The sequence below is a fragment of the Actinocrispum sp. NPDC049592 genome, assembly GCF_040675465.1.
In the GTDB taxonomy this organism is placed as follows: Bacteria; Actinomycetota; Actinomycetes; order Mycobacteriales; family Pseudonocardiaceae; genus Kibdelosporangium.
Genome location: NZ_JBFAPA010000018.1, coordinates 200357 through 222245 on the forward strand (window position 1 = coordinate 200357; position 21889 = coordinate 222245).

General features: G+C 69.5%; 26 protein-coding genes and 1 pseudogene. 23 read left to right on the forward strand and 4 right to left on the reverse strand.

Annotated features, from left to right (window positions below; genetic code table 11):
- The first annotated feature begins 90 nt into the window (after window positions 1–90).
- The 13 genes from dnaJ to AB0J95_RS37470 all read left to right on the forward strand — a co-directional run bounded on the left by dnaJ (window position 91) and on the right by AB0J95_RS37470 (window position 11563).
- Window positions 91–1245 (forward strand): molecular chaperone DnaJ, encoded by a 1155-nt coding sequence (gene dnaJ, locus AB0J95_RS37410; RefSeq protein ID WP_364769307.1) that lies wholly within the window; start codon window positions 91–93, stop codon window positions 1243–1245.
- The gene (locus tag AB0J95_RS37415; RefSeq protein WP_364769126.1) at window positions 1242–1976 is read left to right on the forward strand and encodes a 16S rRNA (uracil(1498)-N(3))-methyltransferase; all 735 of its coding nucleotides are present in this window, start codon (window positions 1242–1244) and stop codon (window positions 1974–1976) included. The genes dnaJ and AB0J95_RS37415 overlap by 4 nt, the downstream gene beginning before the upstream one ends.
- An 864-nt stretch (window positions 1977–2840) precedes the next feature.
- On the forward strand, window positions 2841–4205 hold the full coding sequence (locus tag AB0J95_RS37420; protein WP_364769129.1) for an alpha/beta hydrolase: 1365 nt from the start codon (window positions 2841–2843) through the stop codon (window positions 4203–4205).
- An 18-nt stretch (window positions 4206–4223) separates the two neighbouring features.
- On the forward strand, window positions 4224–5318 hold the full coding sequence (locus tag AB0J95_RS37425) for an ATP-binding protein (RefSeq protein ID WP_364769132.1): 1095 nt from the start codon (window positions 4224–4226) through the stop codon (window positions 5316–5318).
- A complete protein-coding gene (locus AB0J95_RS37430) occupies window positions 5311–6408 on the forward strand; it encodes a hypothetical protein (RefSeq protein ID WP_364769135.1) in 1098 nt (365 codons plus the stop codon). The genes AB0J95_RS37425 and AB0J95_RS37430 overlap by 8 nt, the downstream gene beginning before the upstream one ends.
- Window positions 6396–7049 (forward strand): response regulator transcription factor, encoded by a 654-nt coding sequence (locus AB0J95_RS37435; RefSeq protein WP_364769138.1) that lies wholly within the window; start codon window positions 6396–6398, stop codon window positions 7047–7049. The genes AB0J95_RS37430 and AB0J95_RS37435 overlap by 13 nt, the downstream gene beginning before the upstream one ends.
- Window positions 7050–7062: 13 nt before the next feature.
- Window positions 7063–7416, forward strand: a complete 354-nt coding sequence (locus AB0J95_RS37440; RefSeq protein ID WP_364769141.1) for a histidine triad nucleotide-binding protein — start codon at window positions 7063–7065, stop codon at window positions 7414–7416.
- Window positions 7417–7595: 179 nt separating this feature from the next.
- Window positions 7596–8624 (forward strand): PhoH family protein, encoded by a 1029-nt coding sequence (locus AB0J95_RS37445; protein WP_364769144.1) that lies wholly within the window; start codon window positions 7596–7598, stop codon window positions 8622–8624.
- A 6-nt stretch (window positions 8625–8630) separates the two neighbouring features.
- Window positions 8631–9191, forward strand: coding sequence for an rRNA maturation RNase YbeY (ybeY, locus tag AB0J95_RS37450; protein ID WP_364769147.1), 561 nt, complete (start codon window positions 8631–8633; stop codon window positions 9189–9191).
- Between the two features lie 12 nt (window positions 9192–9203).
- Window positions 9204–10499: a hemolysin family protein gene (locus AB0J95_RS37455; protein WP_364769149.1), complete on the forward strand. Its 1296-nt coding sequence runs from the start codon at window positions 9204–9206 to the stop codon at window positions 10497–10499.
- Window positions 10492–10815, forward strand: coding sequence for a cytidine deaminase (locus AB0J95_RS37460; RefSeq protein WP_364769151.1), 324 nt, complete (start codon window positions 10492–10494; stop codon window positions 10813–10815). Before AB0J95_RS37455 ends, AB0J95_RS37460 begins: the two co-directional genes overlap by 8 nt.
- Before the next feature lie 56 nt (window positions 10816–10871).
- Entirely contained in the window at window positions 10872–11126 is a 255-nt protein-coding gene (locus AB0J95_RS37465) for a type II toxin-antitoxin system prevent-host-death family antitoxin (protein ID WP_364769153.1), read from the forward strand.
- A complete protein-coding gene (locus tag AB0J95_RS37470) occupies window positions 11123–11563 on the forward strand; it encodes a type II toxin-antitoxin system VapC family toxin (protein WP_364769155.1) in 441 nt (146 codons plus the stop codon). The genes AB0J95_RS37465 and AB0J95_RS37470 overlap by 4 nt, the downstream gene beginning before the upstream one ends.
- Here the strand turns inward: AB0J95_RS37470 and AB0J95_RS37475 are convergent.
- On the reverse strand, window positions 11550–13091 hold the full coding sequence (locus AB0J95_RS37475; protein ID WP_364769157.1) for an alpha/beta hydrolase: 1542 nt from the start codon (window positions 13089–13091) through the stop codon (window positions 11550–11552). The two genes, AB0J95_RS37470 and AB0J95_RS37475, sit on opposite strands and share 14 nt — an antisense overlap.
- Before the next feature lie 94 nt (window positions 13092–13185).
- Between AB0J95_RS37475 and era the strand changes: the two genes are divergently transcribed.
- From era to AB0J95_RS37525, 10 genes and pseudogenes are all read left to right on the forward strand, one after another.
- Window positions 13186–14085 carry a GTPase Era gene (era, locus tag AB0J95_RS37480; RefSeq protein ID WP_364769309.1) on the forward strand — a complete coding sequence of 300 codons (900 nt, stop codon included), beginning with the start codon at window positions 13186–13188 and terminating at the stop codon, window positions 14083–14085.
- Window positions 14085–14519 (forward strand): RDD family protein, encoded by a 435-nt coding sequence (locus AB0J95_RS37485; RefSeq protein WP_364769159.1) that lies wholly within the window; start codon window positions 14085–14087, stop codon window positions 14517–14519. The genes era and AB0J95_RS37485 overlap by 1 nt, the downstream gene beginning before the upstream one ends.
- Before the next feature lie 14 nt (window positions 14520–14533).
- A complete protein-coding gene (locus AB0J95_RS37490; protein ID WP_364769161.1) occupies window positions 14534–14920 on the forward strand; it encodes a CD225/dispanin family protein in 387 nt (128 codons plus the stop codon).
- 22 nt (window positions 14921–14942) lie between these two features.
- The gene (gene recO / locus AB0J95_RS37495) at window positions 14943–15680 is read left to right on the forward strand and encodes a DNA repair protein RecO (protein ID WP_364769163.1); all 738 of its coding nucleotides are present in this window, start codon (window positions 14943–14945) and stop codon (window positions 15678–15680) included.
- A 145-nt stretch (window positions 15681–15825) separates the two neighbouring features.
- Window positions 15826–16155, forward strand: a pseudogene (locus AB0J95_RS37500) (AMP-binding protein); the annotation flags it as partial.
- Window positions 16156–16198: 43 nt separating this feature from the next.
- Window positions 16199–16405 carry a hypothetical protein gene (locus tag AB0J95_RS37505; protein ID WP_364769165.1) on the forward strand — a complete coding sequence of 69 codons (207 nt, stop codon included), beginning with the start codon at window positions 16199–16201 and terminating at the stop codon, window positions 16403–16405.
- A 47-nt stretch (window positions 16406–16452) separates the two neighbouring features.
- On the forward strand, window positions 16453–17277 hold the full coding sequence (locus tag AB0J95_RS37510; RefSeq protein ID WP_364769167.1) for an isoprenyl transferase: 825 nt from the start codon (window positions 16453–16455) through the stop codon (window positions 17275–17277).
- A complete protein-coding gene (locus tag AB0J95_RS37515; RefSeq protein ID WP_364769169.1) occupies window positions 17277–17696 on the forward strand; it encodes a hypothetical protein in 420 nt (139 codons plus the stop codon). Before AB0J95_RS37510 ends, AB0J95_RS37515 begins: the two co-directional genes overlap by 1 nt.
- Window positions 17697–18363: 667 nt before the next feature.
- Window positions 18364–19383: a permease gene (locus tag AB0J95_RS37520; protein ID WP_364769171.1), complete on the forward strand. Its 1020-nt coding sequence runs from the start codon at window positions 18364–18366 to the stop codon at window positions 19381–19383.
- The gene (locus AB0J95_RS37525; protein ID WP_364769173.1) at window positions 19380–20108 is read left to right on the forward strand and encodes a TIGR03943 family protein; all 729 of its coding nucleotides are present in this window, start codon (window positions 19380–19382) and stop codon (window positions 20106–20108) included. Before AB0J95_RS37520 ends, AB0J95_RS37525 begins: the two co-directional genes overlap by 4 nt.
- A 614-nt stretch (window positions 20109–20722) precedes the next feature.
- Here AB0J95_RS37525 and AB0J95_RS37530 read toward each other — a convergent pair.
- The 3 genes from AB0J95_RS37530 to AB0J95_RS37540 form a co-directional block, all read right to left on the reverse strand.
- Entirely contained in the window at window positions 20723–21139 is a 417-nt protein-coding gene (locus tag AB0J95_RS37530; protein WP_364769175.1) for a Fur family transcriptional regulator, read from the reverse strand.
- On the reverse strand, window positions 21139–21525 hold the full coding sequence (locus AB0J95_RS37535; RefSeq protein WP_364769177.1) for a metalloregulator ArsR/SmtB family transcription factor: 387 nt from the start codon (window positions 21523–21525) through the stop codon (window positions 21139–21141). Before AB0J95_RS37535 ends, AB0J95_RS37530 begins: the two co-directional genes overlap by 1 nt.
- A 72-nt stretch (window positions 21526–21597) precedes the next feature.
- On the reverse strand, window positions 21598–21873 hold the full coding sequence (locus AB0J95_RS37540; protein ID WP_364769179.1) for a hypothetical protein: 276 nt from the start codon (window positions 21871–21873) through the stop codon (window positions 21598–21600).
- Window positions 21874–21889 lie beyond the last annotated feature (16 nt).

The following is a 21889-nucleotide window of genomic DNA, read 5'->3' on the forward strand; positions in this document are numbered from 1 at the left end:
GCTCAGGCACGACAGCAGGACAACCAACGGGGCAGAGCCGGGTGCGGTCGCGGACCGCGGACCGCACTGCGGCAGGAGGACATGACGAAGGTGGCCAGGGACTACTACGGGATCCTCGGTGTGCGCCGGGACGCCGACGCGGCCGAGATCAAGCGCGCCTACCGCAAGCTCGCCCGCGAGCTGCATCCGGATGTCAACCCGGACGAGGCGGCGCAGCACAAGTTCAAAGAGGTGACGGCCGCCTACGAGGTGCTGTCGGACCCGCAGAAGCGCAAGATCGTCGACATGGGCGGCGACCCGCTGGAGAACGCGGCCGCCGGTGGTGGCATGCGCGACCCGTTCGCGGGCTTCGGGCTGGGCGACATCATGGACGCGTTCTTCGGCGCCGCAGCCGGTGGTGGCACGCGCGGTCCCCGCAGCCGGGTGCAGCCCGGTTCGGACGCGCTGATCCGGTTGCGGCTGACGCTGGAGGAGTGCCTGTCCGGGGTCAGCCGTGAGCTGACCGTCGACACGGCGATCCTGTGTGAGCTGTGCCGTGGCTCCGGGTGTGCCGACGGCACGTCGCCGGAGGTCTGCGAGACCTGTGGCGGGCGCGGCGAGATCCAGGCCGTGCAGCGGTCGTTCCTGGGTCAGGTCGTGACCGCGCGGCCGTGCCCGGTGTGCCGCGGCCTCGGCGAGGTCATTCCCGACCCGTGCCGCCAGTGCGCCGGTGACGGCCGGGTGCGTTCGCGCCGGACGATCGTGGCGAAGGTCCCGCCGGGTGTGGCCGACGGGATGCGGGTGCGGCTGTCCGGCCAGGGCGAGGTCGGCCCCGGCGGCGGGCCCGCTGGTGACCTCTACGTCGAGGTCGAGGAGCTGCCGCACAGCACGTTCGAGCGGGCGGGTGCGGACCTGCACTGCACGTTGCGGGTCCCGATGACGACCGCCGCGCTGGGCGCGGTGCTGCCGTTGGAGACCCTCGACGGCGTTGAGGAACTGGAGCTGGAGCCGGGCACCCAGCACGGCACCGAGCTGGTGATGGGCGGCCGCGGGATGCCGAAGCTGCGCCAGTCCGGCCGTGTGGACGGCCGGGGTGACCTGCATGTCCACGTCGACGTGGAGGTCCCGACCCGGCTGGACGCCCGGCAGACCGAGCTGCTCAGGGAGCTGGCGAACCTGCGGGGGGAAGACGAGGGCGGCCTGGCCGTCACCAACGGTAAGGGCGGCGGCCTGTTCTCCAGGCTGCGCTCGCACCGCGGCCGGTGAGCACGCCGCCCCTGTTCCTCGTCGAGAGCCTGCCGCCGGGACCGAGCATGGTCCTGGACGGCCCGGAAGGCCGGCACGCGGCGACCGTGCGCCGGCTCCGGCCGGGGGAAGAGCTGACCGTGTCCGACGGCGAGGGCAACGTGGCCTCGTGCGTCGTCGACGCGCCTGAAGGCAAGGACGCCCTGCGCCTCACGGTCGTCTCGCGCACGTTCGTGCCCGCGCCCCGGCCGCGCGTGATCGTGGCGCAGGCTCTGGTGAAGGGTGACCGCGGCGAGCTGGCGGTGGAGCTGGCGACCGAGGCCGGGGCGGACGTGATCGTGCCGTGGAAGGCCGCGCGCTGCGTGGTGAAGTGGGAGGACGGGCCGCGCGGGGAGAAGGCGTTGGCCCGCTGGCGCAACACGGTCCGGGAGGCGGCCAAACAAGCCCGCCGCCCATGGGTGCCGACGGTGCTGGAACCGGTGACTACCAAGGGCCTCGCGGCCCTGATGGATTCGTCGCTGGGTCTGCTGCTGGAGGGTTCGGCGGGGCGGCGGCTGGCCGAGGTGTCGTTGCCTGCCGACGGGGACATTGTCCTGGTCGTCGGCCCCGAGGGCGGGATCAGCGGTGAAGAGATCACCGCGCTGTCGGCGGCGGGCGCGCAGGCCGTCCGGCTAGGGCCAAGTGTCCTGCGTGCCTCCACCGCTGCAGCTGTGGCCCTCGGGGCCATCGGCGCTCTCTCCCCCCGGTGGTAGCCATAGAGACGAGCGCGGACGACCCCCACGACGCCCGCGTTCCAGCGCCCACCGTTGGCAGAAGAACCCCTCAGCCCAAGACGCTAACGGGACAAGTGAAAGTGGCTGCCGGTCATTCGACCCACAAACCAGACACGGAGAACCGAAACCAAACCCAACCCACGACCAACCAGCCGCCACCATAACCCGCAACCCCCACGCCCCACACCCAAAACCCCCAACAAAGCCACTGCAACGCCAAAAACCGGACCCCCGCTCCCCACCCCAAGGAACAAGCAAAAGCAACAGCCAATCCCCACCCGCGCAGCGCAAAGCGCAGCGACAACCCAGCTGGAAAGCAAGGCCGCCGAAGGCGGCACGTGGGGGGTATGGGGGGCTCGGCCCCCCAAAATAATCCAGCGGAGCGTGAACGGGAGGCGTGCCCGCCGAACAAGGTTAGGACGCTCCGCTGCGGCGTGAGCCGCAGCGGAGCTCCGCCGGACCGAGGGGGGAGGTGTCCGGCGGCTCTTGTGGCGCCCGTCGCGGTGTGTCGCGCGGGGCGCCATGACCTCGGTCTTCGAGGCAGAGCGTAGACCGTCCATCGTCAGGTGCGCCACCAGGTCGGGAAAATTGATCTTTCCCGATGGCCGGTAACGACCTCTAGTCTACCGGCGTCGGACGTTGTTGATGTTCGTCTCGATTCCTACTGATGTGAAGGATTTTCTTGTGGTTCGTTTTCGTGGGGGACGTGTCGCGGTCGCGGCACTGACGGCCGTTGTGTCGTTGTGTTCTGGGGCTGGGGTGGCCGGTGCGGGTTCTGGGGCGGCTGTGCCGCGGCTGAGCTGGTCTGATTGTCAGGATGGGTTTCAGTGTTCGTCGGCCGAGGTGCCGTTGGACTATGACCGGCCGGCCGGGAAGAAGATCAGCCTCGCGTTGATCAAGCTTCCCGCTACTGACCAGGCCAAACGGATCGGGACTTTGTTCGTGAACTTCGGCGGGCCGGGGGCTTCGGGCCTGCAGCGGCTGCGGGAGCGCGGGAAGTGGTCGTGGTTGTTCTCCGAGCAGCTTCGGGCCCGGTTCGATGTGGTGTCGTGGGATCCGCGGGGGATCGCCAACAGCACTGCGGTGCGGTGCTTCGATTCGGTCGAGGAGCAGCAGGCGTTCTTCGGGTCGTTCCCGGAGATGCCGACCGATCCAAGTGGTATGCCCGCTTTCTTCGAGAAGTCGAAGGAGCTGGCTTACCAGTGTGAGACCAAGGCCGGGGACATCCTCGAGCACGTGTCCACCGCGAACACCGCCCGGGATCTGGATCTGCTGCGGCGGGCGGTCGGCGACGCCAAGCTGACCTATCACGGCATCTCGTATGGCACGCATCTCGGCGCTACTTACGCCAACCTGTTCCCGGACAAGATCCGGGCGATGGCGTTCGACGGGACCATGGACTTCGTGGGCAACGCCACCGGTCACGGTGACGACGGTCGCAAGGTGCCGTTGGACACCCGCCAGGATGTGGCCACCGGTATCGCGCAGACCTTCGAGCAGTTCCTGCGGCTGTGCACCGAGGCCGGGCCGAAGTGCGCGTTCTCGTCGGGTGACCCGAAGGCGAAGTGGGCCGCGATCACCGCGCGCGCCAAGCAGGGGCCTATCACGGTCGATGGTCAGGCGTGGACCTATTCGGCCATCGTGAACACCGCTGCGGACCTGTCGGACTCCCGTGGCTGGCCGGACATCGCCGTGCTGCTGCAGAGCCTGTACGACGCCAGGAACACCGTCGCGCGCGTTGCCGCCAAGCAGGGTGAGCAGTACACCAGCAACCGCACCGAGGCGTTCAACGCCATCCAGTGCAGTGACAGCGACGTGCCGACCGACCCGGAGGTCTATGCCCGCTATGCCGAGTCGGAGGACGCCCGCGTGCCCGACTTCGGCCGGATCGCCGTGCTGGACATGATGAGCTGCGCGTTCTGGCGGGCGAAGGACGACGACCGGTACACCGGCCCGTGGAACCGGTGGACCTCCGCGCCGATCCTGGTGCTGAACAACCGCTACGACCCGTCCACCCCGTTGCACGGCGCGCAGGACGGCGCCGCGGAACTGGCCCGGGCCAGGGTGTTCGTCACCGAGGGCTATGGCCACTCGTCGATGTACGTGCCCAGCACGTGCACCGAGCAGGTCAAGCGCGAGTACTTGATCTCGGGCACGCTGCCGGCGCCGGGCAAGACCTGCGGAATCGACGCGAGCCCGTTCAGCTGACAGTGGGATGATCCTGGCGTGGTCGAAGCCGAGCTTCTCCGGGTGGCCCGTCGGCTAGCGGGTCTGCTGCGGTCGACGGTGCTGGTCGGGGTGACGCTGATCGCGCTGGTGCGGGCGGCGCCGGGGCAGGTTCCGGCGCTGCTCGCGATCCTGGCGGCGGTGCTGGTGTGGAGCGCGGTCTTCGTGTGGGGCAAGGGCACCTGGATCGTGCTGGTGGACACCGCGCTGGTGGTCGGGCTTTGCCTGGCGCAGCAGTGGATCGTGCTGGGCCCGGACCTGGACAACAGCGCGAACTGGGTGCTGGCGGCGGTGTCGAGCGCCGCTGTCGCGCACCAGTGGTACACGAGCGCGAAGGTCGCCTTCAGCACGACGACGGCGATGGTGATCGCGTACGTCGCGGGCGTGTCCTTCGCCATGCCGGAGTGGGTCGACGCCGTGCCGATCGCGCTGTGGACCTATGCCGAGACCGGGATGTCCCGGGGCCTGTTCGTGCTGATCAGGGCGGCCGCTCGGTCCTCGGACCGGAGTACCGCCCAGCACGAGCGGGCCCAACGAGAGGTCGCGGTCGCCGCGGCGAGACGCGCGGACGAACGCGAGTACCTGGCCGCCCTGCACGACACCGCCGCGTCCACGATGCTCGCCGTGGGCCTGGGCATGGTGGACGGCAGCGAGACCTGGCTCGCCGAACAGGCCAGGCGGGACGTGCGGGTGCTGTCCGAGCAACAACGCGGCGGGCAGCTGGATCTGGCGAAGGTGCTCGCGGACGTGGTCGAACGCAGTCAGCTCGAGGTGGAGCTGACCGGTCCGGCGGCGGCCAGCCTGCCCGCGGAGGTCGCGATGGCGATCAGCCAGTCCGTGCAGGAGGCGCTGGCGAACGTGGCCCGGCACGCGGGGGTCGCCGCGGCCGCGCTGCGGTTGGACTCGGAGGCCGAGGCGGTCCGCGTCCGGATCACCGACCACGGCCAGGGTTTCGATCCCGCGCTGGTCTCCCCGCACCGCAGGGGCATCACGATGTCCATTGTGGAACGCATGGACCGGGTGGGCGGCCTGGCGACGATCGAGTCGCGGCCCGGCACCGGGACCACCGTCCAGCTGGCGTGGCCTCGTGGCTGAACCCGGAAGCGCTGTCGAGAACAGCACCGTCGCACGCCTCGAGTACGGGCTGCGCGTAGCCATCCTGTTCATCGTCGTCATCACCTTGTTCGGGCTCGCCCTGCCGACACTGCTGGCCAACAGCGAGGTCTACCGGTACTACGGCCAGGAAGTCGCGGCCTTCGTCATGCTCGTCGCGGTCACCGCGTTGTCCGCGTTCGACATCCGGCGACGGCGGATCTTCGAGTGGCTGCGGTGGCTACTTCTGGCCACGATCGTCGCGGCCGCCGTCCTCGCGGTCACCGGCGTCCGTCCCGAGGACCTGTCCGTGGGCGAGGCCGAGTGGTCGCTGGGGGTCACCGGCTGGATGGTGCTGCTCCTGCTGATCGACCGCAGCTGGGCCGCGTCGCTGGTGTTCCTGGTGGTGCTCAACGGGATCAACGTCGGCCAGATGGTCGCCACCGGCCAGGACGTGCTGCGGTTCGGCATCGGCGCGTTGCTGGTGCTGGCCTTCCAGGTGCCGGTGATCGCCACCGCGATCGTGCTGCGCCGGTTCGCGGCGAACGCGGCCGAACTGGCCCGGCGCGAAGCCGTGCTGCGCACCGCGGAGGACGTGGCCGCGCACATCCAGGAGGACCGCAAGGCCCGGTACGCCGCCCTCGCCGGGACGACGGTGCCGCTGCTGTCCGGGTTGGCCGACGGTTCCGCGGACCTCGGCGATGATCAGGTCCGCACCAGATATGCGGTCGAGGCCGCCCGGATGAGGAGGCTTTTCGCGGAGAGCGACGACGTGCCCGACCCGCTGCTGCACGAGCTGCAGGCGTGCCTGGATCTGGCTGAGCGCAAGGGAATCACGGTCCAGCTGGACACGTGGGGCGAGCGGCCGGTGCCGCCGCTGGCCGTCCGCCGGGCGCTGACCGAGCCCGTGGTACAGACCTTGGCCGGGGCGCGGTCCATGGCGCGGGTCACCTTGATCGGTGAGCCGGGACTGGTCACCGTTAGTGTCGTGTCCGACTCGCCTGGAACAACTACGACCGGAGACTCGTCTGTGACAGTGACCAACCTGTCAGAAGGGGACCGGGTGTGGGTGGAGGCGACGTGGCGGACCTGATCACGGTGGCCGTGATCGACGACCACCCGGCGATCGCCGCGGGTATCGAGATGTGGTGTTCCCAGGCGACCGACCCGCGGGTGCGGGTGATCGAGTCCGGTGTCACCCCGGCGGTCGCGTGGACCGGTGACGGCGCGGACGCCGACGTGATCGTGTTCGACCTGCAGCTGTCCGGCCAGATCCCGGCCTACCGCGAGCTGCGCCAGCTGGTCGAGGCCGGCCGCCAGGTCGTGGTCTACACCATGCGGGACGACCGGGACGCGGTGCTGACCTGCCTGGACATCGGCGCGTTCGCCTACCTGAGCAAGACCGAGGGCCCGGCCCACCTGGTGCCCGCCATCCAGGCCGCCGGCCGCCACCTGCCGTACACCCCGCCGGTGATGGCCCGCGCCTTCGGCACCGACACCCGCGCGGACCGCCCCAAGCTCACCCCGCGCGAGGTGGACGTGCTGGTGAACTGGTTCGCCTGTGAGTCCAAGGAGATGGTCAGCCGCAAGCTGGGCCTGTCGGTGCGGACCGTGAACAGCTACATCGACCGCGCCCGGATCCGCTACGCCAACGCCGGCCGCCCCGCCCCCACCAAGGCTTCGCTGGTGGCCCGTGCCATCCAGGACGGCCTGATCGGCCTCGAAGACCTCTGATTAGGGTTTGTGCATGACCCAGAGCGACTGCCTGTTCTGCAAGATCATCGCGGGCGAGATCCCGTCGACTGTCGTGCACGAGACGGACACCACGTTCGCTTTCCGCGATCTGCACCCACAGGCCGCGACCCACGTGCTGATCGTGCCCAGAGCGCACTACACCGACGCCGTGGACCTCGCCAAGAACGCACCGGCGCTGCTCGACGACATCACGCTGGCCGCTGGTGAGATCGCCGGGCAGGAGGGCATCGCCGAGTCGGGCTACCGCCTGGTGTTCAACACCGGCGCGGACGCGGGCCAGACCGTCTTCCACACCCACCTGCACCTGCTCGGTGGTGAACAGTTGGGTCACTTCGGGCGTCCCTAGCCGGGTATTCGCTGCGAGCTGCCGGCGGATCCGGCTAGCATCGATGGGCAAAGACAGATCTTCGTGACCGAGCGCACCAGCGCAGAAAGCAGGCCAGAGGCCTCGTGGCCGGTACCGCACCAGGTGGCGCAGCCCACCCATCCGAGACTCCCCTCACCGGGAAGAACGGCTCGTCTCAGGTGGAACCCTCGGAGTCCACCGCTCAGTCCAGGTTCTCCGTACCGGACGCGGCCCTGCTGACGTTGCTGGGCTCGCGGGACGAAAACCTCCGCGTGGTCGAGGAGCTCCTCGCCGCGGACGTGCACGTCCGCGGGAACGAGATCACCCTCTCCGGCAACCCGGCCGACGTGGCGTTCGGCGAACGGGTCTTCGCCGAGCTGGCCACCCTGGCCGGCCGCGGCCAGCAGCTGGGGGCCGACGCGGTGCGCCGGACGGTGGCGATGCTGTCCGCGGGCACGGCGGAGTCGCCCGCCGAGGTGCTCAGCCTGGACATCCTCTCCCGCCGGGGCCGTACGATCCGGCCGAAGACGCTGAACCAGAAGCACTACGTCGACGCGATCGACAAGCACACCGTGGTGTTCGGCATCGGCCCGGCCGGTACCGGCAAGACCTACCTGGCGATGGCCAAGGCCGTGCAGGCGTTGCAGGCCAAGCAGGTCAACCGGATCATCCTGACCCGGCCGGCGGTGGAGGCGGGGGAGCGGCTGGGCTACCTGCCCGGCACGCTGTACGAGAAGATCGACCCCTACCTGCGCCCGCTGTACGACGCGCTGCACGACATGGTCGACCCGGAGTCGATCCCGCGGCTGACCCAGGCGGGCACGATCGAGGTCGCCCCGCTGGCCTACATGCGCGGCCGGACGCTCAACGACGCGTTCATCATCCTGGACGAGGCGCAGAACACCACGCCCGAGCAGATGAAGATGTTCCTGACCCGGCTGGGGTTCTCGTCCAAGATCGTGGTCACCGGTGACATCACCCAGGTCGACCTGCCCGGCGGGCAGCGCAGCGGCCTGAAGGTGGTGCGGGAGATCCTCGACGGCGTCGATGACGTGCACTTCTCCACGCTCACCAGCGCGGATGTGGTGCGGCACAAGCTGGTCGCGGACATCGTGGACGCCTACGAGAAGTGGCAGGCGACCGAGGACGCGGGTGACCAGCGGGACGTCCGCAGGCAGCGCACCGGCAGCGACCGCCGGGGCCGGTAGACCACAGTGAGCATCGAGATAGCCAACGAGTCCGGTGTGGCCGTCGACGAGTCGTCGATCGTCGCGGCCGCCCGGTTCGCCCTGGACCGCATGCAGGTCAGCAAGCTCGCCGAGCTGTCGGTGCTGCTGGTCGAGCTGGACGTGATGGCCGACCTGCACGAGCACTGGATGGACCTGCCCGGCCCGACCGACGTGATGGCGTTCCCGATGGACGAGCTCGACTCGGCCCGCCGCCCGGACGCCTCCGAGGCGGGCCCGGCGCTGCTCGGCGACATCGTGCTGTGCCCCGCGTTCGCCAAGGACCAGGCCCGCAAGGCCGGGCACAGCCTGCTGGACGAGCTGCACCTGCTGACCGTGCACGGGGTGCTGCACCTGCTCGGCTACGACCACGCCGAGCCGGCCGAGGAACGCGAGATGTTCACGCTGCAGAACCGGATCCTCGCGGACTTCCGGACCGCGCGGGCCGAGGCCAAGCGGCCGGCCGCGCAGCGCAGCGCGGACGACAAGGTGCTCGGCGCGGTGGGCCTGGACGACACGCCCCCGCGGGAGAAACGCCCCCAGGACTGAGTGGGAGCAGCGGTGACGGACTCCGCGACATTGCTTGTGGTGGCGGTGCTGCTGGTGCTCATCGCCGGTCTGTTCGCCGCCGCGGACGCCGCGTTGAGCGCGGTGTCCCGGGCCCGGGTCGAAGGCCTGGCGCGGGCGGGGCGGGCCGGCGCGCGCCAGCTGCTCGCGGTGGTGATCGACCGGCCGCGGCACGTGAACCTGTTGCTGCTGCTGCGGTTGACCTGCGAGCTGGTGGCGACAGTGCTGTTCACTGTGGCCTGCCTGAACCTGATCCAGCCGGACGGGCTGGCCGTGCTGATCGCGGGTGTGGGCATGGTCGTCGTGTCCTACGTGCTGGTCGGTGTCGGGCCGAGGACCCTGGGCCGTCAGCACCCGTACAGCGTTGGACTCGCCGCTGCGGGACCGGTGCGCGTCCTCGGGTATGTACTCGGGCCGTTGAGCCGGCTGCTGATCGTCATCGGTAACGCGATCACGCCCGGCCGCGGCTTCCGGGAAGGCCCGTTCTCGTCCGAAGTGGAGCTTCGCGAGCTCGTCGACCTGGCGCAGGAACGCGGTGTGGTGGACGAGGACGAGCGGGAGATGATCCACTCGGTGTTCGAGCTGCGCGCGACCATCGCCCGCGAGGTGATGGTGCCGCGCACCGAGATCATCTGGATCGAGCTGGCCAAGTCGGTGCGCCAGGCGCTCGCGCTGTCGCTGCGCACGGGGTTCACCCGGCTGCCGGTGATCGGCGAGAGCGTGGACGACATCGTCGGCGTGGTGAACCTCAAGGACCTGGTGGCCGCCTCGCTGGAGGAGGGCGGGTCGGCGCGCCGGATGGACGAGCTGATGCGGCCCGCCGAGTTCGTGCCGGACACCAAGCGGCTGGACGACCTGCTCAAGGAGATGCAGCTGTCCCGCAACCACATGGCCATCGCGGTGGACGAGTACGGCGGCACCGCGGGCCTGCTGACCATCGAGGACATCATCGAGGAGATCGTCGGCGAGATCACCGACGAGTCGGACACCGACGACCGGCCGCCGGTCGAGCACCTGGACGACGGCTCGGTGCGGGTCAGCTCCCGGCTGCCGGTCGAGGACCTGGGCGAGCTGTTCGGCACCGACTTCGACGACACGGACGTGGAGACCGTCGGCGGCCTGATGGCGCAGCGCCTCGGCCGGGTCCCGCTGCCCGGCGCCGAGGCCACCATCGGCGATCTGCTGCTGCGTGCGGAGGGCGGCAAGGACAGCCGCGGCCGGATGCGGATCACCACGGTCGTCGTGTGCAACGCGGCTGCCGTCAAGGAAAGGAGTGCCGAGCGTGGCTGAGCTCGACCCGGAGGACAGCAAGATCATCACGTTGGCTCGTGCGGCCAGGGCGCGGGTCGGCGCCGCCGAGGGGGCGGCCGTGCGCGACACCATCGGCCGCACGTACTCGGCCTGCACAGTCGCGTTGCCCTCGCTGAAGCTCACCGCCCTGCAGGCCGCCGTGGCCGCCGCGGTGGCGAGTGGCGCCGACGGGCTGGAGGCGGCTGCCGTGGTCACCGAGGCGGGTGAGGTGGACCAGGACTCGCTGGCGGCCGTTCGCGACCTCGGCCCGCAGGCGCAGGTGTTCCGGGCGAACCCGGCGGGAGAAGTGGCCTGAACGGAGTAAAGTGGCTACAATGAGAACCTGAAAAGTGGCGACAAGGAGGTGGGCTGGTGGAGATAGGGATCCGTGAGTTACGCAACGGCCTCAGCCGTCATCTCGCCGAAGTGCGCCAGGGGAGGACAGTGACCGTCACCGAGCACGGCCGGGTGATCGCGCGGATCGTGCCCGCCGATCAGCCCACCCGGCTGGAGCAGCTGATCGCCGAGGGGCGGGTGCGCCCGGCCGCGCGCCGCAAGAAGCGCTCCCGTGAACCGGTCGCCGGCGACGGTGAGGTCAGCGACCTGATCGCCGACCAGCGTCGATGATCGGTTATTTCGACACGTCCGCCCTGGTCCCCCTGGTCGTCGCCGAACCGACCACCGACGCGTGCCGTGAGTTCTGGGACGCCGCCGACACCGTCGTGGCCTCCCGGCTGGCCTACGTCGAGGCGTATGCCGCCCTGGCGCAGGCCCACCGGATGCGCAGGCTCACCGACCCGCAGCTCGCCGCCGCCCGCGCGCTGTTCGAGGAGCTGTGGCAGGAGGTGTCGGTGGTCGAGGTGGACGAGCCGGTCGTGCGCACCGCCGCGGACTACGCCGGCCGCTTCGAGCTGCGCGGCTACGACGCCGTGCACTGCGCCGCCGCCGACCAGATCGAGGACGTCGACACCGTGGCCGCCACCGGCGACAAGAAGCTGCTGCACGCCTGGCGGATGCTCGGCCTGGCCACCTACGACACCAACCAGCCGGTCAGGTCGGGATAGCCGGGCAGCTGCTGCCCGCCGGCGGGGCGACTGCCGTCACCAGGTACTGCTCGATGTTCCGGACCACGCACGGCGAGGACAGGAAGGCGATGTGCGCGTCGCCTTCGTAGGTGAGCACGACGCTGCGCCGGATCTGCGCTGCCGTCGCGAGCAGTCCTTCGTAAGGCGCCCAAGGGTTTCCACGGGCGCCGACGATCAGGATCGGGGGAGCGTCCGGCGCGGGGGACGGCTTGGGCGGGTTCGTCCCGGCCGCGGGCCAGCCAATGCACCCCGTCATCATGTCCCACGCCTGCGACGCGCCGCGGGTGTGCGGGGCGAGCGCGGCCACGAGCCGCTCGCGGGCCTTGAGGTCCGCGAAGTCCTTGACCTGCGCGGGAAAGTCCTGGCAGCCGCCCGCCCGTATCGGGTTCCACAGGTCGCGGTACCCCCACGAGTACCGGTACACCGAGGCGAACGTCGGGCTGACGCCCTGCGCTGCCTGTGAGATCGCGATGGACAGGTTCGACCAGCCCAGCCCGTACGGCGCGGGCATGTCGCCGATCTCCAGCAGCTGCTCGGTGAGGAACGCCAAGTCGTTGCCGCGCACCAGGACCGTCTCGGCCGGACCGGGCCGCCCCGGCTCCGGCGGCAGGTCCAGCCGCACCGGCCGCGTGTCGCCCTGGCGTAGGACCGAGTCGTACACCGCGCCCACGTCCTGGCCGTGCAGCTGGCACCCGGGGAACGCCGGATTCGTTGGCTGCCAAGGCGAACGGTCACACCACTCGGCGAACTTGGTGAACTCACGCTCCACAGTGAGCGCATAGCCGGCCACCCGGGCCGCGCTGGGAACGGTGTGATCGGGCGGGCTGTCCACCGCGATCGCGCGGATCCGTTGCGGGAAAAGGCTTGCGTACGTCTGCGTGAGCGGGCCGCCGTAGCCGTACAGGAACATGCTCACTGTGGACTCGCCGAGTGCCGCCCGCACCGCGTCCAGGTCACGCGCGATGTTCGTCGTGTCCATGTGGTCCAGCAACGGGTTCGCGCAGCTCGCCGCGTAGGCGCGGTTGTGCCGCACCAGCTCCGCGTACTCGGTCTCGTTGCGCGGGAACGAGTTCACCGCGGGATCGTGCACCCGCTCGGTGCACTCGATCGAGTCCGACCGGAACGGCGCGGGCAGCCTGCCGTTGAAGGGGTGCAGGCCGCCGCCTCTCGGGTCGACCCCGACGATGTCGAAGTCCCGCAGCACTTCCGGCATCTGCGCGAGCAGGCCCTGCCGGATCCCGGCGATCACCATGTCGAACCCGACGCCCGGCGCCAGGAACAGCACTCCCTTACGCGTGGCCGGATCGGTCTTGTGCCGGTCCACCGCCAGGGTGATCTTCGCCCCGGACGGCCGATCCCACTCGAGCGGGACGCTGACCTTCGCGCACTGTGCGTCGACGCCGCAGTTCACCCAGTCCGGTTCGGTCGCCCGGGGTGCTGCCGTCGCGGGAGTCGTCAGCGCGGTCGCGAGAACGGCCGTGACCAGGCCAATCGTTAGCCCCTGCATTATTCCCCCATCGAAGAAGTTTGGATACTAAGAATCTTATCAGCGTGCGCACCCCGGTGTCATGGCGCTGGCCTGTCAGAATGTCCCGGTGAACATCCCCGACGACCACAAGTCCGGCTTCGCGTGTTTCGTGGGGCGCCCCAACGCGGGCAAGTCCACCCTGACCAACGCGCTGGTCGGCACCAAGGTCGCCATCACCTCGAGCAAGCCGCAGACCACGCGGCACGCGATCCGCGGCATCGTGCACCGCGAGGACGCCCAGCTGGTCATCGTGGACACCCCCGGCCTGCACCGCCCGCGCACCCTGCTCGGCCAGCGGCTCAACGACCTGGTGATGTCGACCTGGTCCGAAGTGGACGTCATCGGCTTCTGCGTGCCCGCCGACCAGCGCGTCGGCCCCGGCGACAAGTTCATCGCCCAGCAGCTGGGCAAGGTCTCCAAACGCACGCCGGTGCTCGGGATCGTCACCAAGACCGACCTGGCGACCCAGGCGCGGGTGGCCGAGCAGCTGGTCGCGATGCAGTCGCTGATGGACTTCGCCGACATCGTCCCGGTGTCCGCTGTGGACGGCTTCCAGGTCGCCACCTTGAGCGACCTGCTGGTCGCCCAGCTGCCGCCCGGCCCGCCGCTCTACCCGGAGGGTGAGCTCACCGACGAGCCCGAGGTCACCCTGGTCGCCGAGCTGGTGCGGGAGGCCGCGCTGGAGGGTGTCCGGGACGAGCTGCCGCACTCGATCGCGGTCGTGGTCGAGGAGATGGCCTTCCGCGAGGGCCGCGACGACCTGATCGACGTGTACGCCGAGCTGTTCGTGGAACGCCCCAGCCAGAAGGGGATCATCCTGGGGCACAAGGGCGAGCGGCTCAAGAAGGTCGGCTCGGCGGCCCGCACCCAGATCGAGGCGCTGCTGGGTGCCAAGGTGTACCTGGACCTGCACGTGAAGGTGGCCAAGGACTGGCAGCGCGACCCCAAGCAGCTGCGCCGGCTCGGCTTCTGATGACCGGCCTGCACCGTCCCGACCTGGAGTTCGCCCAGGTCGGGGACCGCCCCGGGGTTCTGCTCGCCACCATGGGCGGCCGGTTGGGCGCCCGGCTGATCGACCTGCTGATCGTGTTCGTGCCCAGCTACTTCCCGATCCGGGTGTTCGTCGAGGGCACGCTCACCCACGCGCTGATCCTGCTTGTCACGATCGCGCTCTACGAAGCGATAACGACCGCGAGGACCGGCACGTCACCGGGCAAGCGGCTGGTGCGGATCAAGATCGTCCGCATCCGGACCGGCGCTCCGCCCGGCTGGGGAATGGCCCTGCTCAGAGCGGTGATCATGGCCCTGTCCGGCTGGGTCATCAGCGCGGTGGTGGCGTTCTTCGACGAGAGGCGGCACCGCGGGCTGCATGACCGCGTCTCAGGGACGGTTGTCATCGCCGGTTGAAGGGGGAATGACGCATGACCGACCCGTACCGCCCGCAGGACCCGATCCCGGGCCAGCAGCAGCCGTACCCGTATCCCTACCCGCCCGCGCCCGGGTACTACGCCTACTTCCCGCCGCCCCCGCCGCCCGGCATGCTCCGCCCGTCGAACTACCTCGGCTGGGCGATCGGCTCGATCTTCCTGTTCTGGCCGATCGCCATCGCCGCGATCATCACGTCGAACAAGGTGGACCGGCTCTGGTCGGAAGGCCGCTATGGCGAGTCGCAGCAGGCGTCGGCCACCACCAGGACCCTGTGCCTGGTCGCCACCGTCATCGGCGCGGTGCTGTTCGTGCTGATGATCATCCTGTGGATCGCGGTGTTCAACACGGTGACGAGGTACGCGCCTCCTCCGATCAGGTGAGCGAACGTGGGAGAATGTCGCGGTGACCCTGTACCGCGACACCGGTGTTGTGCTGCGCGTGCAGAAGCTCGGTGAGGCCGACCGGATCATCACCCTGATCACCCGGCGCAACGGCAAGCTTCGCGCGGTGGCCAAGGGCGTGCGGCGCACGTCCTCCCGCTTCGGTGCGCGGCTCGAACCGTTCTGCCACGTCGACGTGCAGTGCTACACCGGCCGCACGCTCGACGTGATCACCCAGGTCGAGACGATCGACGCGTTCGCCCCCCGGCTGGTCGACGACTACCAGCGCTACACCGCCGGGTGCGCGGTGCTGGAGACCGCGGAACGGCTGTCCGCCGAAGAGGGCGAGCCGGTGATGCGGCTGTACATGCTCGTGGCGGGGGCGTTGCGGGCACTATCGGCCGGAGAACGCGACCCGTCGCTGCTGCTGGACGCGTTCCTGATGCGTGCCATGGCGTTCGCCGGATGGGCGCCCGCTGTGTTCGAGTGCGCGCGCTGTGGCAAGCCGGGGCCGCACAACGCGTTTAACGTGCCTGCCGGTGGTGCTGTGTGCGAAGGCTGCCGCCCGCCAGGTTCGGCCACCCCATCGCGGGAAACCTTCGCCCTCATGGACGCCTTGATGCACGGCGTCTGGGAACGGGCGGACGTGTCCTCGCCGGGCGCCCGCCGTGAGGCCAGCGGACTGGTCGCGGCGCACCTGCAATGGCACCTGGAACGCCAGCTCCGCTCGCTGCCATTGGTCGAGCGGCGTTCGCAGTGACTTCGCGCTGATGATGTAGTGCGCAGCCAGCAGCCTCAGTGGTAGAGCTGGCCGGGGTGCTTCGGGCAGCGGGTGGGCCGAAGCCGGGGTCGGCGTCGTCATTTCGGACGGTATTACCGGGCGCGGAAGCAGTGCGGACCGGCCGCCAGGACCGGATGACCACGCCTGGATCATCTTCACGTCCGGCTCGACCGGCACGCCGACGGGCGTCGCCATCACCCACCGGTCCGCGGCGGCCTTCGTCGACGGCGAGGCCAAACTGTTCTCGCTCGGACCTGCGGATCGCGTGCTGGCGGCGTTGTCTGTGGCGTTCGATGCGTCCTGCGAGGAGATGTGGCTGGCCTGGCGGCATGGTGCCTGTCTGGTCGCCGCGCCCTGGTCGCGTGTCCGGTCCGGCGCGGACTTCGGCGAGTAGATCGTCTCGCACGGCATCACCGTCGTGTCCACAGCACCGACGCTGGCGGCTATGTGGCCGTTCGCCGGAAGGCGTACGGCTGCTGATCCTCGGTCAACCGTGGATGTGTGTCGACCGGTTGATGCGGCTGGGCTCGGTGCGGGTGGGCCGCGGCGCCACGCTCGAGCCGCACACCATCGCTTTGCCGGGTTCGGCTGTGGGTGCGTTGACCACCGTGGGGCCTGTGTCGTTGGTCATGCGCGGAGAGCGGTTGCCGGGGCGGTCGCGGCGGCTGGGCAACCCGGTGCGTTCTTGGGCTCCGGCCGACTGAGTACTTTGTGGGGTGCCAGTCCCTCAGCTTTGGTAGAAGGAGTTGCGTTGCTTCGCCGACGCCGCGATCGCGAGCGACCCGAGTTCCGCCCGCCGGACCCGCACCCGTCCGGCGCCCGGCCGCCCGTGCTCGACCAGGTGCCCACCCACGTCGCCATCGTCATGGACGGCAACGGCCGCTGGGCCAACCAGCGCGGCCTGCCGCGCACCGAGGGCCACAAGCGCGGCGAGGAGGTCGTGCTGGACGTGGTCAAAGGCTGTATCGAGATCGGCGTGAAGTGGCTGTCGGTCTACGCGTTCTCGACCGAGAACTGGAAGCGCAGCCCCGACGAGGTGAAGTTCCTGATGAACTTCAACCGGGACGTCATCCACCGGCGCGTGCACGAGCTGGACGCCCTTGGCGTGCACGTGCGGTGGGCCGGCCGGCTGCCGAAGCTGTGGCGCAGCGTCGTCAACGAGCTCAAGATCGCCGACGAGCGCACCAAGGACAACGACGTGCTGAACCTGACCATGTGCGTGAACTACGGCGGCCGGGCCGAGGTGGCCGACGCCACCAAGGAGATCGCCAAGCTGGTCGCGGCCGGGAAGCTCAACCCGGACCGGATCGACGAGCGGACCATCGCCAAGTACCTGTACCAGCCGGAGATGCCGGACGTGGACCTGTTCATCCGGCCGTCCGGGGAGCAGCGGACCTCGAACTTCATGCTCTGGCAGGCCGCCTACGCGGAGATGGTGTTCCAGGACATCCTGTGGCCCGACTTCGACCGCCGGGACCTGTGGCGGGCGTGCGAGCAGTTCGCCAACCGCGACCGCCGCTTCGGCGGCGCGATCGACGCGGCGGCGACCCCAACCCCCGCGACGGAGGGCACCTGATGAACAGCGAAGCGGCCCGCACCGGTGCCCTGCTGACCAGGGCCAGGGAGGCGCTGGAGCTGTACCACGAGGTGTTCGTGGACGACGACGGCGCTCTGACGTTCCGGCACGCCGACGTCCCGTGCGCGGTGCAGGCGATGGAGCTGGCCGAGGGCCTCAACGTGCTGAGCCTGACCTGCGTGGTGGCCTGGGACCTGCCCGACGAGCCCATCGTCGTGGCCTCGGCCGCCGAGCGGGGCGGCCAGGCCCTGTTCGGCACCATCGGCATCGTCCACACCGACCAGGGCCTGGACGTCACCCTCCGCTACACCTTCCCCGCCGAAGGCCTCGACCCCTCCGCCCTCGGCACCCTCCTCATGCTCGTCGTCTCCGGCGCCTCCCAACTCCGCGCCGACCTCCTCCCCAACACCCACCCATGACACCCCCGCCGCCGACGCGGCCCGATGCGTCGGCGGCGCACATGTCCCTAGCCAACCGAGCAGCGGTGGGAGCTGTGCTGGCTGGGGGTCTGGCCCCGCCGAGAAACGCACCGACAGCGGCACAGTGCCCGAGGGCCACATGGGCTGCCTCTACCGTGCTCCGCACTGCTTGCCGCAGTCCCCGATCCCACACCCGCCGTGGGGGGTCTGTGCTCGGGAGCCCCGCTGCAGTGGCCTCCCGTGCCTAGCGCGCCAACCTGCGTCCGCGCAGCACTTGCTGTGAGTCCTATAGCGCCTCGCGAGCCGCATCGGCGGTGCCACTATCGCGCCCCGGAGTTGCGCCAGCAATGGGCCCGTGCCTGGTAGGCATCCTTACCAATCAACCCGCGCCCCACTCGTTGTGGGCTCTGGCCACGGCCCGGAGTCGCATCCCCAGGAGTCCGTCTGCGCCCGGCCGGCGGTCTCCGTGCAGGCGGCGCTGCGTCCGGTCATGTCGTGCCCTCGTCGCTACGGCACTTTTGTGTCAGTGGGGTGGGAGTTATCCACAGGCAGCACTTTCGCCGCTGGCGTTCGGCTTCCGTGATGGTGATGCTTGGTGTGGATCAGGTCCATGGGAAGGTGTCCGCGTGGTGGTCGAGTTCGGTGCTGACAGGTCGGCGGTGATGGGGTGACGGCGGCTGTCGAGGAGAAGGCGGGCGATCAGCGCCCGCGGCGGGGGATCGGGATCACGTCGCTGGAGATCCTGTGTGTCCTGCTGGTGCTCGCGGTGGTGTTCCAGGACTCGTTGGCGAGCATTTTGGACATTCCGAAGCTGCGCACCGCGTCCACTGTGTTCGTGGCGGTGTGCGTGCAGGCGTTGCCGTTCCTGGTGCTGGGCGTGGTGATCAGCGGCGCGATCGCGGCGTTCGTGCCGGCCAGTGTGTTGCGGAAGGCGTTGCCGCGCAAGGAAGTCCTGGCCGTGCCGGTGGCCGGCGTCGCGGGGGTGGCGCTGCCGGGGTGTGAGTGCGCCTCGGTTCCGGTGTCGCGGCGGCTGATCCAGCAGGGCGTTCCGTCGTCCGTGGCGTTGGCGTTCCTGCTCGCGGCACCGGCTGTGAACCCGATCGTCCTGGTCGCCACGGCGGTGGCGTTCCCCGGCAAGCCCGAGCTCGTGCTCGCGCGCTTCATCGGTTCCCTCGCCACCGCCATCGTCATGGGGTGGTTGTGGGCGCGGTTCGGCAAGCTGGAGTGGATCGCCGCCCGCGCCCTCGAGCGCCTTCCCGAGCACACTGGCGGCTCGCGCTGGAAGACCTTCGTCGAGGCGATCCGGCATGACCTGGTCGAGTCGGGTGGGTTCCTCGTGATCGGTGGCGTGACCGCGGCGGCGTTGAACGTCTACGCCAAGCCCGAGTGGCTGGACGCGATCGGGGGCAACATCGCGCTGGGCGTCATCGTGATGGCGTTCCTCGCCGTGATCCTGGCGATCTGCAGTGAGGCCGACGCTTTCGTGGCGGCGTCGCTGTCGATGCTTCCGTTGTTGCCGCGCCTGGTCTTCCTCGTAGTCGGGCCGGTCGTTGACGTGAAGCTGATCGCGTTGCAGGTCGGCACGTTCGGCAAGTCGTTCGCGTTCAGGTTCGCCCCAATCACCTTCGTCGTAGCCATCGCCTGCGCTGTGGTCACTGGCCTGCTTGTCTTCGGAGGCGTGGGATGAGGCGCGAAACGCAGAACATCCTGCTGGTGCTGCTGGGCGGGGCGCTGCTGAAGATCTCCTTGAACGGCACCTACCTGCGCTACGTGAAGCCCGCGCAGTTGCCGTGGTTGATCGCCGCGGGGGTGATCATGGTCGTGGTGGCGTTCGTGTCGATCGGTCGCGACATCATCGCCGCGCGCCGCCCACTCGAAACCGACGAACACGGACCTGGCCACGGGCACCACCACGGCTCGTACAGCACGTGGCTGCTGCTCCTGCCGGTGCTCGCCGTCTTCCTGATCGCCCCACCCGCGCTCGGCGAGGACTCGGTCAACCGCGCCGACAACCGGACCCCACCACCCACCTCGAGCGAGGAGTTCGGCTTCCCAGCGCTTCCCGCCGGCGACGTCATCGACCAGAGCATGCGCGACTTCGTCGAACGCGCGGCCTGGGACAAGTCCGGCTCGCTGAACAACCGCCCCGTCCGCCTCACCGGTTTCGTAGTCCACAAAGACGCGGACACCTACCTCGCCCGTCTCACCATCGGCTGCTGTGCCGCGGACGCCTACCCGGTGAAAGTCAAACTGGACGGCCCCACGGTCGAAACCCTCCCGAGCGACTCCTGGGTCCAAGCCACAGTGACCTACCAACCCGGCACCTCCACAAAGGAATCCCGCTACACCCCCACAGTGACGGTGAAAGACCTCAAACCCACCGCCGAACCCGAAGACCCCTACGAGTACTGACCCACCCTCAACCACCAACCCTCAACTCGCGAGGTTGCGAAACGCCGCAGGGTCTGGTGGCGGCCAAGGCATCCCAACTCCGTCCCGTCCTCGGTCTGGTGCTCTTGGCGACGCTCCACGCCGCCAGTCGACCGGCACTGACCGCCGATCTCGGCCATCGCTCGCTCCGGGTCGTCGTGCTCGTGGGTGGCCGCATCGGATTCGGCTTTGGACCGGGCTCGGCGTTGGATGGGCCGCTTTTGGATGAGACTCGGCCTTAGATCGGGCTCGGCCTTAGATCGGGCTCGGCGTTGGATGGGCTCCGCTTTTGGATGGGCTCGGCGTTGGAGGGGGCTTGGCGTTAGACGGGGCTCGGCGTTAGACCGGCTTGGCGTTGGATCGGGCTTGGCTTTGGGTGGGCTCCGCTTTTGGATGGGCTCGGCGTTAGACGGGCTCGGCGTTGGATCGGGCTTGGCGTTAGACGGGGCTTGGCTTTGGATCCGGCACGGCTTTGGATCCGGCTCGGGTGGTGGCGACCGCGGTCCGTTGCTGCCGTGCGCTGCGACAGCAACCGGCCCCGGGTAGCCGAAGCCGTCCGGGACCGGTGTGTGCAGGTGTGCAGGTGTGTGGGTTGTTCAGGGTTTGGTGCAGGCGGCGCAGGTGCCGAAGATCTCGACCGTGTGGCTGATCTCGGAGAAGCCGTTCTCCTCGGCGACGCGGTCGGCCCACTTCTCGACGGCTGGGCCTTCGACTTCGACGGTGCGGCCGCAGACGCGGCACACGAGGTGATGGTGGTGGTGCTGGGAGCAGCGGCGGTAGATCGCCTCGCCGGTGTCGGTGCGCAGGACGTCCACCTCGCCGGCGTCCGCCAGGGACTGCAATGTGCGGTAGACGGTGGTCAGTCCGATGCCCTCGCCGCGTTTGCGCAGCTCCTCGTGGAGGTCCTGGGCCGAGCGGAACTCGTCGAGATCGTCCAGCAGTCCGGCCACGGCGGCACGCTGCTTGGTCGACCGACGGGCGGTGGTGGCCTGGGTGCGATTCGGGATGGACATCAGCCCCGAGCCTCCTCCACATGCGCCACCGCGTCCACCACGATATGCGACAAGTGCTCATCGACCAGGCGGTACACGACTTCGCGGCCGTGCCGCTCGCCCTCGACCACGCCAGCCGACTTCAGCACGCGCAGGTGCTGGCTGATCAGCGGCTGGGCCACACCCAGCACGTCGACCAGTTCGTGGACGCACCGGTCCGACTCGCGCAGCTGCAGCACGATCGAGATCCGCACCGGCGCGGCCAGCGCCCTGAGCAGATCGCCGGCCGCGGTCAGTGTCGATGGCGCCCGGACCGGCACCGGCTCGACGGACGGCCGCTCCGGTGAGTGCTCCTGTTGCGCAGCCTCTGTGCTCACACTGCTGTTCGCTGCCGCCCTGTCCAGCATTGGCCGCCGCCTTACTCCTCGATGCGCCCCTGTTCACCCAAGTCTAGTCGCTAATGATTTCCGTAGTCGTGTTCAACGCAGCTGAAGGATCGCGATCGCCACCAGCAGGACGAAGACACCGATGCGCATCACCCGATCGGTGGGGCCGAGCGCCTTCCAGGTCACCGCGAGCAGCACACCCACCCCGAGCGCCAGCACGCCCAGCATCAGCGCGCCGAGCGGCCCGCTGATGCCAACCCCGGCCGCGAACAGCCCGATGACCACGATGAACACCAGGATGGGCCGCACCCTGGCCAGCGGGCCGTCGCCCGGGAGCAGCTTCACCCGCATGTTCCTTCTGCCTGGCACGGTGGGCCTCCTCGGC